The sequence below is a fragment of the Streptomyces sp. NPDC005863 genome, assembly GCF_042871345.1.
Classification (GTDB): Bacteria; Actinomycetota; Actinomycetes; order Streptomycetales; family Streptomycetaceae; genus Streptomyces.
This window is the reverse complement of sequence record NZ_JBIAII010000004.1, coordinates 198,234-209,283: the sequence shown is the minus strand read 5'-3', so window position 1 is coordinate 209,283 and position 11,050 is coordinate 198,234. Positions and strand designations below refer to the sequence as shown.

11 protein-coding genes are annotated in these 11,050 nt (G+C 71.4%); 7 read left to right on the top strand and 4 right to left on the bottom strand.

All coding sequences use genetic code 11. The annotated features are described in order from the left end of the window. The first annotated feature begins 66 nt into the window (after positions 1–66). Complete coding sequence (locus ACFYO9_RS17190) at positions 67–645, top strand: TetR/AcrR family transcriptional regulator (protein ID WP_355809449.1); 579 nt, start codon at positions 67–69, stop codon at positions 643–645. Here the strand turns inward: ACFYO9_RS17190 and ACFYO9_RS17185 are convergent. Continuing rightward, positions 608–1,615, bottom strand: a complete 1,008-nt coding sequence (locus tag ACFYO9_RS17185; protein ID WP_358775810.1) for a DNA-binding protein — start codon at positions 1,613–1,615, stop codon at positions 608–610. The two genes, ACFYO9_RS17190 and ACFYO9_RS17185, sit on opposite strands and share 38 nt — an antisense overlap. 238 nt (positions 1,616–1,853) lie before the next feature. Between ACFYO9_RS17185 and ACFYO9_RS17180 the strand changes: the two genes are divergently transcribed. Continuing rightward, complete coding sequence (locus ACFYO9_RS17180) at positions 1,854–2,549, top strand: type 1 glutamine amidotransferase domain-containing protein (protein WP_358775808.1); 696 nt, start codon at positions 1,854–1,856, stop codon at positions 2,547–2,549. A 118-nt stretch (positions 2,550–2,667) separates the two neighbouring features. Here the strand turns inward: ACFYO9_RS17180 and ACFYO9_RS17175 are convergent, their stop codons facing one another. After that, positions 2,668–4,032: an FAD-dependent oxidoreductase gene (locus tag ACFYO9_RS17175; protein WP_358775806.1), complete on the bottom strand. Its 1,365-nt coding sequence runs from the start codon at positions 4,030–4,032 to the stop codon at positions 2,668–2,670. Between the two features lie 282 nt (positions 4,033–4,314). After that, a complete protein-coding gene (gene katG / locus ACFYO9_RS17170) occupies positions 4,315–6,543 on the bottom strand; it encodes a catalase/peroxidase HPI (RefSeq protein WP_358775805.1) in 2,229 nt (742 codons plus the stop codon). Positions 6,544–6,856: 313 nt separating this feature from the next. Between katG and ACFYO9_RS17165 the strand changes: the two genes are divergently transcribed. After that, entirely contained in the window at positions 6,857–7,276 is a 420-nt protein-coding gene (locus ACFYO9_RS17165) for a Fur family transcriptional regulator (RefSeq protein WP_358775803.1), read from the top strand. A 20-nt stretch (positions 7,277–7,296) separates the two neighbouring features. On the opposite strand, the gene ACFYO9_RS17160 is transcribed toward ACFYO9_RS17165, so the two are convergent. Beyond that, positions 7,297–7,719 carry a secondary thiamine-phosphate synthase enzyme YjbQ gene (locus ACFYO9_RS17160; protein ID WP_358709147.1) on the bottom strand — a complete coding sequence of 141 codons (423 nt, stop codon included), beginning with the start codon at positions 7,717–7,719 and terminating at the stop codon, positions 7,297–7,299. Positions 7,720–7,821: 102 nt separating this feature from the next. Here ACFYO9_RS17160 and ACFYO9_RS17155 point away from each other — a divergent pair, with 102 nt between their 5' ends. The 4 genes from ACFYO9_RS17155 (at position 7,822) to ACFYO9_RS17140 (ending at position 11,050) form a co-directional block, all read left to right on the top strand. Further along, complete coding sequence (locus ACFYO9_RS17155; RefSeq protein ID WP_355809829.1) at positions 7,822–7,905, top strand: putative leader peptide; 84 nt, start codon at positions 7,822–7,824, stop codon at positions 7,903–7,905. A gap of 337 nt (positions 7,906–8,242) precedes the next feature. Continuing rightward, a complete protein-coding gene (locus ACFYO9_RS17150; RefSeq protein ID WP_358775801.1) occupies positions 8,243–9,166 on the top strand; it encodes an ABC transporter permease in 924 nt (307 codons plus the stop codon). Continuing rightward, positions 9,139–9,918, top strand: coding sequence for an ABC transporter ATP-binding protein (locus tag ACFYO9_RS17145; RefSeq protein ID WP_358775799.1), 780 nt, complete (start codon positions 9,139–9,141; stop codon positions 9,916–9,918). The genes ACFYO9_RS17150 and ACFYO9_RS17145 overlap by 28 nt, the downstream gene beginning before the upstream one ends. Before the next feature lie 79 nt (positions 9,919–9,997). After that, positions 9,998–11,050 (top strand): ABC transporter substrate-binding protein, encoded by a 1,053-nt coding sequence (locus ACFYO9_RS17140; protein WP_358775797.1) that lies wholly within the window; start codon positions 9,998–10,000, stop codon positions 11,048–11,050.

Genomic DNA, 11,050 nt, shown 5'->3' with positions numbered 1-11,050 from the left:
AGCGGACAGTTGTCCGCTCAGCAAGGCGCAACCAGGCCGTGCTGCGCGAGAGCGGAAGGAGAGCCCATGGGTCACCACAAGAACGCGCCCCTGCGCTCGGACGCACAGCGCAACCGCGAGCGGATCCTCGAGGTCGCCCTGGAGGAGCTGACGCGCGCGAGCGACGCGCCGCTCAGCGCGATCGCGAAGAAGGCGGGGGTCGGCCAGGGCACGTTCTACCGCAACTTCCCCAACCGCGAGTCGCTCGTCCTAGAGGTGTACCGCTACGAGGTCATGCAGGTCTGCGACGCGGCCTGCCAGTTGCTGCAGTGCCGCGCCCCCGACCGGGCGCTGCGGGAGTGGATGGACCGTCTCGTCCGCTTCGGGATGGCCAAGGCCGGCCTGGCGGACGCGATACGGAAGGCCACGAGCACGCTCGGCAGCCTGGCCGGGGTGGGTCCTGGACCGCTCACCGAGGCCATCACGTTGCTGCTGCGGGCGAACGAGGAGGCCGGCACGATCCGGCCAGGGGTGACCCCCGACGACTTCCTGCTCGCCATCGCCGGCATCTGGCAGATCGATCCGCGCACCGACTGGGAGAGCCGGGCGGGCCGGCTCATGGACCTCGTCATGGACGGTCTGCGGGCGGGCGCTCCGGGGCGCTGAGCGCCTCCGAGAGATGGACCGCCGCGTCACGCGACGCGGACGGCACGCCGGCGCCGGGCCGCAACAGCCGGGCCGCGGTGGCTCCCAGCGACCGCGCGGCGCGGGCCGACCCGATGCGGGCGACGCGCGGCGCGACCTCGCGGATGAGCTCCTCCGCGTCCCGCCAGGCACCCGCTCCCACCAGCGCGGAGAGCAGCTCGGCGGTGAACAGCTCACGGTACGAGGGGCCGTCCGGAACGGCGGCGGCCCGGCGCAGGAGCGGAATGGCCTGATCCCAGCGGTGCAGTCGGGCCGAGACCCAGCCCTCGTGCCCGAGGAGTTCGGTCTCGTCGATCCACCAGGCCCAGGCCGGATCCCCCGCCGACACGCCGTCCAGAAACAGATCCCTGGCCCGGGCGACTCGCCGGGCGGCGGCGCGGTCGGCGCCCAGCATGGCGGTGGCGTGGGCCTGGCGGATCAGGACGAGTGCGCCGACCCTGGCCGGCAGGGGGCGCGGTCCCGGCACGCGGGACGCCGTGGCCAGGGCGGCGTGCGGGTGGCCGGTGTGGGCCTGGAGCATGCTGTGGTTCAGCAGGACGAGCCGGCCCGTCCATCGGTCGCCGCAGAGGTCGGCCAGGGCCAACGCCCGCGCGTTCGCCCGGTGGGCCCGGCGGTGGAGCCCCGCGTCGAACAGGATCCAGCCGATGACCTCGCACAACTCGGCGAGTACGGCGAGCAGTTCACCGTCCAGGGCGGCCAGGCGCGCCGGTTCCGCGGCGAGTTCGGGAACGGTGCGCGCGGCTTCGGGGAGTACGGGCACGGCGGCGCGCGCCCCGCGCCCGGCGTCGAGGTCGAGCAGTCGCCGCATGGTCCGGACGACGTCGGGTACGGAGGAGGCTGGCCGGTCGGGATGCGAGGGGAGCGGGGTCCGGTGCCCGACATGTTCGTACGCCGGGTCGTGCGCCCGGCACGGGCCGTCCATGGACGTCATCGGGTTCCGCCGCCTCCCCCTGCCTCGCTCGATCGGCTTGCTCGATTCCCTTACTCGATGGCCGCGCCCGTCCGGTCTACCGTCGAGGACATCGCCGCACCGACGACCCGGCATCAGCCCGTCCGTATGTCAGCCCATCTGTACGTCAGTCCACCTGTACGTTCAGGGTGCCAGAACGTCGGTTCGCGTCCTCCGTCCCCTCCCCCGCCCCCATGGGCCCGTCATTGGAGACCACCGCATGTCGAAGATCCTGTTCGTAGTCACCGGCGCGGACCACTGGACGCTGGCCGACGGCACCCGGCATCCGACCGGCTTCTGGGCCGAGGAGGCGGTTGCCCCGTACGAGGCGTTCAAGGCCGCGGGCCATGAGGTCGTGGTCGCCACGCCGGGCGGCGTCGTCCCCACCGTCGACCCCGGCTCCCTGGCCCCGGAGTTCAACGGCGGCCAGGAGGGCGCCGACCGGGTCGAGGCCGCTCTGGCCGCGTTCACCGAGCTCCAGGGCCCGGTCGAGCTGGCGGATGTGGACCTCGACGACTACGCCGCCGTCTTCTACCCCGGGGGCCACGGCCCCATGGAGGACCTGGCCGTCGACGCCACCTCCGGCGCGCTGCTCACCCGGGCTTTGGAGTCCGGCAAGCCGCTCGGCATCGTCTGCCACGCCCCGGCCGCCCTGCTGGCCGCCGTCTCGGCCGACGGCGCGCCGTCCGTCGCGGGCTACCGCCTGACCGGCTTCACCAACATCGAGGAGAGCCAGGCGGGGTTCGCCGACCGCGCCAAGTGGCTGCTGCAGGACCGGCTGGTGCAGGCCGGCGCCGACTTCCGGGAGGGCGAGCCCTGGGCACCGTACGTGGTGGTCGACCGGAACCTGGTCACCGGGCAGAACCCGGCGTCCGCCGGCCCGCTCGCCACGGAGCTGCTGAAGCACCTGGCCTGAGCCTCGTACGAAGGCGGCGACTCCCGCACCGCCGGTCCGGGGCCACCTCGGACGGCCGCGAAAGCCGTCGGCCCCGGCACCGCAGGGGTACCGGGGCCGACGGCCGAAGCGAGAGTCCTTACGCGCCGCTGGCGTTGAGCATGTCCTCGCGCTCGACGAGCTTCACGCGCTCGCGGCCCTGCGGCTCACCGAGCGACTTCTCCGCGGCGTCGAGGCGGTACCAGCCGTCCCACGTGGTGAAGCGGATGTTCCGCTCGCCGAGGAAGGCGTCGACGGCCTCGGGCTCGGGCGAGGCGGGGACGTGCAGCCGGCCGTTCTCGCGGTCCTCGAGGAGGCTCGCGACCGTCTCGTTGGCGTCACCCTTGGTGTGGCCGATGAGGCCGAGGGGGCCGCGCCGGATCCAGCCGGTGACGTAGGTCGACGTCAGGTGCCCGCCGCTCTCCTCGATCACCCGTCCCGCCCGGTCGGGCACCGTGCCGGAGGCGACGTCCCAGGGCAGCTTGGGCAGCTCGTCGGAGAGGTAGCCCACGGCCCGGTAGACCGCGCCGAGGTCCCAGTCCTTGAACTCGCCGGTGCCCTTGACGTTGCCGGTGCCGTCGAGGGCGGTGCGCTCGGTGCGCAGCCCGACGACCTTGCCGTCCTCGCCGAGGATCTCGGTCGGCGACTCGAAGAAGTGCAGGAACAGTTTGTGCGGCCGGTCGCCGACGTCGCGGATGGCCCAGTTCTCCAGGGTCTTGGCGACCATGTCGGCCTGCTTGTTGCCGCGCCGGGTCGCGATCGACCCGTCGTCGTAGTCGATGTCCTCGGGGTCGACGATGACCTCGATGTTCGGCGAGTGGTCCAGCTCCCGGAGTTCCATCGGGCTGAACTTCGCCTGGGCGGGGCCGCGGCGGCCGAAGACGTGGATCTCCTTGGCCCGGTTGGCCTTGAGGCCCTCGTGGACGTTCGGCGGTATCTCGGTGGGCAGCAGCTCCTCGGCGGTCTTGGCGAGGATGCGGGCCACGTCGAGGGCGACGTTGCCGACGCCGAGGACGGCGACCTTCTCCGCCTCAAGGGGCCAGGTACGCGGCACATCCGGGTGGCCGTCGTACCAGGAGACGAAGTCCGCCGCGCCATACGAGCCGTCCAGGTCGATGCCCGGTATGTCGAGCGCACGGTCGGCCGTGGCGCCGGTGGAGAAGATCACGCCGTCGTAGAAGGCGTGCAGGTCGTCCAGGCTGATGTCGCGCGGGTAGTCGACGTTGCCGAAGAGGCGGATCTGGGGCTTGTCGAGCACCTGGTGCAGGGCGGTGATGATGCCCTTGATCCGCGGGTGATCCGGGGCGACGCCGTAGCGGATCAGGCCGAAGGGCGCCGGCATCCGCTCGAAGAGGTCGATCGACACACCCGGCTCGACCGCCACTGCGGACTTGAGCAGCGCGTCGGCGGCGTAGATCCCGGCAGGGCCGGCTCCGACAATGGCTACCCGCAGAGGGCGAGGCATGTTCAGGTTCCCTTCGAGCGGTGATGGAGTGACTCAGGGGGAAGCCTAAACTAAGGCATGCCTAAGTAAGTAGGCGGGTCGGCTTTATGACCCCATAAGGCTGCCTTATGAGCCCCCTCGGTCACCGAGATGGCCTCTACCGGTCGCCTCCCCCGCCCACCAGCACCCTCGCGCTGACCCTACGACCGCTCGCCCGCCGCACGTCCAGACGCACGTCCAGGCCGGCCCATGGTGGTGGGCCGGCCTGGATGTGGTGGTCACTTCACCCGGCGTGGAGCCGGATCAGGCGACGTCGAACCGGTCGAGGTTCATGACCTTCACCCACGCCGCGACGAAGTCGTTCACGAACTTCTCCTTCGCGTCGTCGCTCGCGTACACCTCGGCGAGCGCCCGCAGCTCGGAGTTGGAGCCGAAGACCAGGTCCGCGCGGGTGCCGGTCCAGCGGACCTCGCCGGTGGCCGCGTCGCGGCCCTCGAACGTGTCCTGCGCCTCGGACGTCGACTTCCACTGCGTGCCCAGGTCGAGCAGGTTCACGAAGAAGTCGTTCGTGAGCGTGCCGGGGCTCGTGGTGAACACGCCGTGCCGGGAACCCTGGTGGTTCGCGCCGAGCACCCGGAGGCCGCCCACGAGGACCGTGAGTTCCGGGGCGCTCAGCGTGAGCAGGTTCGCCTTGTCCAGGAGCAGGTACTCGGCGGGGAGCCGGTTGCCCTTGCCGACGTAGTTGCGGAATCCGTCGGCGGCCGGCTCGATCGCGGCGAACGACTCCACGTCGGTCTGGTCCTGCGACGCGTCGACACGGCCCGGCGTGAAGGGGACCTCGACGGTGAACCCGGCGTCCTTGGCGGCCTGCTCGACGGCGGCACCGCCGGCGAGCACGATCAGGTCCGCGAGGGAGACCTGCTTGCCGTCGCTCCGGCCGGAGTTGAAGGACTCCTGGATGCCCTCCAGGGCGTGCAGGACCGTCGCGAGCTGGTCGGGGTTGTTGACCTCCCAGCCGCGCTGCGGCTCCAGACGGATGCGCGCGCCGTTGGCGCCGCCGCGCTTGTCGCTGCCGCGGAAGGACGACGCCGCCGCCCACGCGGTGGAGACCAGCTGGGACACCGACAGGTCCGAGCCGAGGATCTTCGACTTGAGCGCGGCGACGTCGGAGGCGTCGATGCCCTCGTACGTCACCTCGGGCAGCGGGTCCTGCCAGAGCAGCGTCTCGGCCGGGACCTCCGGGCCGAGGTAGCGCACGACGGGGCCCATGTCACGGTGGGTCAGCTTGAACCAGGCCCGCGCGAACGCGTCCGCGAATGCCTGCGGGTCCTCCTTGAAGCGGCGCGAGATCGGCTCGTAGACCGGGTCGAACCGCAGCGAGAGGTCGGTCGTCAGCATCGTCGGAGCGTGCGTCTTCGCGGAGTCGAAGGCGTCGGGGACGGTGCCCGTGCCCGCGCCGTCCTTCGGCCGCCACTGGAAGGCGCCCGCGGGGCTCTTGAACAGCTCCCACTCGTAGCCGAAGAGGATCTCGAAGAAGCTGTTGTCCCAGGCGGTCGGGGTGTCCGTCCAGATGCCCTCGAGTCCGCTGGTGATCGCGTCGGCGCCGACGCCGGTGCCGTGCGAGCTCTTCCAGCCCAGGCCCATCTGCTCCATCGGGGCGGCCTCGGGGTCGTCGCCGACCGCGTCGGCCGGACCCGCGCCATGGGTCTTGCCGAAGGTGTGGCCACCGGCGATCAGGGCGACCGTCTCCTCGTCGTTCATCGCCATCCGGCGGAACGTCTCACGGATGTCGCGGGCGGCGGCGATCGGGTCCGGAGAGCCGTTCGGGCCCTCGGGGTTGACGTAGATGAGGCCCATCTGGACGGCGCCGAGGGGGTTCTCCAGCTCGCGGTCGCCGGTGTAGCGCTCGTCGCCGAGCCAGGTGGTCTCGGGGCCCCAGTAGACGTCCTCGTCGGGCTCCCACACGTCGGCGCGGCCGCCGCCGAAGCCGAAGGTCTCGAAGCCCATCTGCTCCAGGGCGACGTTGCCGGTGAGGACCAGGAGGTCGGCCCACGACAGGGACTGCCCGTACTTCTTCTTGACCGGCCACAGCAGACGGCGGGCCTTGTCGAGGCTGGCGTTGTCCGGCCAGCTGTTGAGCGGGGCGAAGCGCTGCTGGCCGGCGCCGGCGCCGCCGCGGCCGTCGCTGATGCGGTAGGTGCCTGCGCTGTGCCACGCCATCCGGATCATGAAGGGGCCGTAGTTGCCGAAGTCGGCGGGCCACCAGTCCTGGGAGGTGGTCAGCACCTCGGCGATGTCCCGCTTCACCGCGGGCAGGTCGAGCGAGCCGAACGCCTCGGCGTAGTCGAACTCCTCGCCGAGCGGGTTGGCCACGGCGGGGTTCTTCGACAGGATCTTCAGGTTCAGCCGCTCCGGCCACCACTGCCGGTTCCCGCCGCCCTGCGTCGGGTGTGCGGCGCGCGCGACCGGGCAACCTCCCCCTGTCTCCTCCGGCTTGGGGTCGGTGACGATCGCGTCGTGGTTCTCAGTCATGGGAATCCTTCCGGAGGGGGCGGATCACGGTGCTCAAGAGCTGAGGGTGGTGGAACAGTCGGGGCACAGGTCCGACCGACCGCTCGCGAGGCGTGCGGTGCGCGAGCCGCGGATCCGGATGCCGGGCCGTGCGGGCCCGTCTCCTGAAGTCACGTGAAGTTCCCTGCTGTTGCCCTGTCCCTTGGCTGTCAGCCGGAACCGATCCTACGATGGACCAAGTCCAAGTCAATACGACAGACAAACGCACGCGCATTCATTCGACGGGACTCTGCACAGTTTTCGACGGGACTCCGCACAGTGAGGGCTGGTGGTCATGAGTGACCTGCTGCAACGACTTCGCGAGCGCGGCTGGCGGATGACCGCCCAGCGCCGCGTCGTCGCCGAGGTGCTCGCCGGCGAACACGTCCATCTCACCGCCGACGAGGTGCTCGCCCAGGCCACGCGACGGCTGCCGGAGATATCGCGCGCCACCGTCTACAACACCCTCGGCGAGCTGGTCACGCTCGGCGAGGTGGCCGAGGTCGCCACCGACGGCCGCGCCAAGCGGTACGACCCGAACGCCCACCACCCCCACCAGCACCTGGTGTGCTCGGGCTGCGGCGCGATCCGTGACGTTCATCCCGACGGCGACCCGCTGGCCGCCCTGCCGGCCGCCGAGCGGTACGGCTTCACCGTGGCCGTGGCGGAGGTGACGTTCCGGGGCCGGTGCCCGGACTGCGCGGCGACGGCCTGAGGGGGAGCGGCCGGACAAGGTCAGCCCAGGAAGCTCAACCGCACCTTGCGATCCGGATTGTCGACGTTCGGGTCGACCAGGCACACCGACTGCCACGTCCCGAGCTGCAGGCGTCCGCCGACGACCGGCAGGGTCGCGTGCGGTGGGACCAGCGCGGGCAGGACGTGGTCGCGGCCGTGGCCCGGCCTGCCGTGGCGGTGCTGCCAGCGGTCGTCGGCGGGGAGCAGGGTGTGCAGCGCGGCGAGCAGATCGTCGTCGCTGCCCGCTCCCGTCTCCAGGATCGCGATGCCCGCCGTGGCGTGCGGGACGAACACGTTGAGGAGGCCGTCGCGGCCGCCTGCCGCCTCGCGCAGGAAGGCCTCGACGTCGGCGGTGAGGTCGGCGACCACCTCGGTGGAACCGGTGGTGACCTGTAGGACCCGGGTGGTGAATGCATCGGACATACGCCCATTCTCCCGCACTCACCCATCCATTCGCTGATACCGGGAGTCCGTCTTTCGAGACGCCATTGACCGTGCGTGCGCGATCTGGCTACGTTCTGCGGCATGTTGCGTTCAGCCCTGCTCACCACGCGCGGTCACATCGACCTGCTGCGGGTGGCCTCCTCCGCGTGTCGCCGCGGCTGCTGACGCCCTTTCACCCGCTTTCGCGTTTCCCTCTCCGCCCGGTTGCCCGGCAGGCGCCTCCTGTCGCTCGTGTGCACCGGCAGGAGTACGCGTCCCTCCCCTCGGGTCCACGTCTCGGCCTGATCCGCAGGGCCGGTCCTCGGGCCTGCCCCGTAGAGCCGGTCCTCAGGCCTGACCCGTAGAGCCGAACCCTCGGGCCTGACCCGCTGGTCGCCGCGTGCCCCTGTCCGCCGTACGCCCGAGCGTCACCCCGCACCCCCCGGCTCCCGGCACCCCTTGGCCCGAAGGCCACCCCTCCGGCCCGAAAGCCACCCCTCCTTCACGCCTCCACGGAGTACCTGTGCGCATCAGCCATGCCCCACCACAGCCATCGGCGCCCGACATATCGGGTATCACCCTCGCCAAGGACGAGCCGGCACCTCCCGTCCCCGGACCGACCCCCGCGCCCCCCGAACCAGGCCCCGACCTCGTCGCCCTCGTCCCCGCCTCCCGGCGCCGCACCCGCGTCCCCCGCTGGCTGCGCCGTACCTCGGGGCCGCTCGCCCTGCTCGCCCTCTGGCAGGTCCTGAGCGCCACCGGCGTACTCGCCGGTGGCGTGCTCGCCTCGCCCGGAACCGTCGCCCGGGTCGCCGGTGATCTCATCCGGGAGGGTTCCCTGCCCAACGCGATGGGCGTCTCCCTGCAACGCGTGGCCCTCGGGCTGCTGTTCGGCACCGCCGTCGGGACGGCGCTCGCGCTCGTCGCCGGGCTCTTCCGTCTCGGCGAGGACCTCGTGGACGCCAGTGTGCAGATGCTTCGCACCGTGCCGTTCGTCGGGCTGATCCCGCTCTTCATCATCTGGTTCGGCATCGGCGAGGCGCCCAAGATCGCCATCATCTCGCTCGGCGTCTCCTTCCCGCTCTATCTCAACGTGTACGCGGGGATCCGGGGCGTCGACGCCCAGTTGATCGAGGCCGGGGAGTCGCTCGGCCTTTCACGGTGGGGTCTCGTACGGCATGTCATCCTGCCCGGCGCGCTCCCCGGGGCCATGACGGGGCTGCGGTACTCGCTGGGCGTCTCCTGGCTCGCCCTGGTCTTCGCCGAACAGGTCAACGCCGACGCCGGCATCGGCTTCCTCATGGTCCAGGCCCGCGACTTCCTGCGCACCGACGTGATCGTCGTCTGCCTCGTCGTCTACGCCTTCCTCGGCCTGAGCGCCGACTTCGTCGTCCGCACCCTCGAAAGGCTGTTGCTCCAATGGCGACCGACGTTCACCGGCCGGTGACCACACCCGCACCAACCCCGCGGCACCCCGCCGACGACGCCGCGCCGTCCGCCGTACGCGTCGACGGGCTGACCCGCACCTTCGACGGCCGCCCCGTCATCGACGACCTTCAACTCAACGTCAAGCCCGGCGAGTTCGTGGCGCTGCTCGGCCGCAGTGGTTGCGGCAAGTCGACGCTGCTGCGGATCCTCGCCGGCCTCGACCGCGACATCGAGGGCACCGTGCTGGTGCCGCGCCGCAAGGCCGTCGCGTTCCAGGCGCCCCGGCTGATGCCCTGGAAGCGGGTGTGGCGCAACGTCCTGCTCGGGCTGCCCGGCAAGCCCGACCGGGACGTCGCCGAGCAGGCGCTGACCGAGGTGGGCCTGAAGCACCGCACCGACGCCTGGCCCAAGACGCTCTCCGGCGGCGAGGCCCAACGCGCCTCGCTGGCCCGCGCGTTGGTGCGCGAGCCCGACCTGCTGCTGCTCGACGAGCCGTTCGGCGCGCTCGACGCCCTCACCCGCATCAAGGCACAGCGGCTCGTCGACGAGCTGTGGCAGCGGCGGGGCTGCGCGGTGCTCCTCGTCACGCACGACGTCGAGGAGGCAGTGCTCCTGGCCGACCGGGTGCTCGTGATGGACGGCGGCGTCATCGCGTACGAGACCGAGATCGATCTGGAGCGTCCGCGCGGCATCTCCGACCCCCGCTTCGGCGAACTGCGCGCGGAGCTGCTCCGGCGGCTCGGCGTCGACGCCGACACACCTGCCCCCTGACCGAAGTCCGTGCAAGCCTGCCGGCCCCCGCCCCACGGCCGGCCGGCCCCGCGTCCCGACCGAACCGAACGGAACCGCCATGCGACCACCCCGCCCCGCCCTCTCCCCCGCCCTGCTCCTGCTCCCCCTGTCCCTGCTGCTCAGCGCCTGCTCCGGCACCTCCTCCGCCGGCACCTCGATCGGAGGATCCGGCGGCGGCACCGACGGCAAGGGGTCACTAACTCTCAACGTCGGTGACCAGCGCGGCGGTTCGGAGGCCGTGCTGCGCGCGGCCGGTGAACTCGACGACCTCGACTACAAGATCCGCTGGTCGACCTTCACGTCCGGGCCCCCGCTCCTGGAGGCCATCAACGCCAAGGCCGTGGACATCGGCGCCATCGGCAACACCCCACCCGTCTTCGCCGCCGGCGCCGGCTCGAAAATCACCGTCATCGCCGCGACCCACGGCACGGCGGCGGGCGACACGATCCTCGTGCCCGAGGACTCACCCCTGAAGAAGCCCCAGGAGCTCAAGGGCAAGTCCGTTGCCGTGGCGCAGGGTTCGTCGGCGCACTTCCAGCTGGTCGCCTCCCTGAAGAAGGCCGGACTCGACTTCAAGGACGTGAAGGTCAAGTATCTGCAGCCCGCCGACGCCCTGGCCGCGTTCACCAGCGGCAAGGTGGACGCCTGGGCCGTATGGGACCCGTACACCTCACAGGTTCTGCGGGGCAAGAAGGGGCGCGTCCTCACCGACGGCGACGGGCTGGTCAACGGCCTCGGTTTCCAGGCGGCGGCGCCCGGCGCCCTCGCCGACAAGAAGAAGTCCAAGGCGATCTCCGACTACCTGGAGCGGCTCCGCCGGGCCCAGGACTGGGTCTTCAAACACCCCGAGGCCTGGGCGAAGGTCTGGGCGAAGGACACCGGCCTGCCCTACGGCGTCGCACTCGACGCGGTCAAGCGGACCAACGGCACACGGGTGCCGGTTGCCGTCGACCGCGACGTCGTCACCTCAGAGCAGGAGATCGCCGACACCTTCAGCGAGTTGAAGCTGATCCCCCGCCGCATCGACTTCGGCGACTACGTCGACACCCGCTTCAACGGCGATCTGCCGCCCTCCACCACCGCGCCGCGCTCGTACCGCAAGGAGTCCTGA

What these genes read in the sequence shown, in the direction of transcription:
- ACFYO9_RS17190 (WP_355809449.1), top strand. Translation starts at nt 67, where the DNA reads ATGGGTCACCACAAGAACGCGCCCCTGCGCTCGGACGCACAGCGCAAC.
- ACFYO9_RS17185 (WP_358775810.1), bottom strand. Translation starts at nt 1,615, where the DNA reads ATGACGTCCATGGACGGCCCGTGCCGGGCGCACGACCCGGCGTACGAA.
- ACFYO9_RS17180 (WP_358775808.1), top strand. Translation starts at nt 1,854, where the DNA reads ATGTCGAAGATCCTGTTCGTAGTCACCGGCGCGGACCACTGGACGCTG.
- ACFYO9_RS17175 (WP_358775806.1), bottom strand. Translation starts at nt 4,032, where the DNA reads ATGCCTCGCCCTCTGCGGGTAGCCATTGTCGGAGCCGGCCCTGCCGGG.
- katG (WP_358775805.1), bottom strand. Translation starts at nt 6,543, where the DNA reads ATGACTGAGAACCACGACGCGATCGTCACCGACCCCAAGCCGGAGGAG.
- ACFYO9_RS17165 (WP_358775803.1), top strand. Translation starts at nt 6,857, where the DNA reads ATGAGTGACCTGCTGCAACGACTTCGCGAGCGCGGCTGGCGGATGACC.
- ACFYO9_RS17160 (WP_358709147.1), bottom strand. Translation starts at nt 7,719, where the DNA reads ATGTCCGATGCATTCACCACCCGGGTCCTACAGGTCACCACCGGTTCC.
- ACFYO9_RS17155 (WP_355809829.1), top strand. Translation starts at nt 7,822, where the DNA reads ATGTTGCGTTCAGCCCTGCTCACCACGCGCGGTCACATCGACCTGCTG.
- ACFYO9_RS17145 (WP_358775799.1), top strand. Translation starts at nt 9,139, where the DNA reads ATGGCGACCGACGTTCACCGGCCGGTGACCACACCCGCACCAACCCCG.
- ACFYO9_RS17140 (WP_358775797.1), top strand. Translation starts at nt 9,998, where the DNA reads ATGCGACCACCCCGCCCCGCCCTCTCCCCCGCCCTGCTCCTGCTCCCC.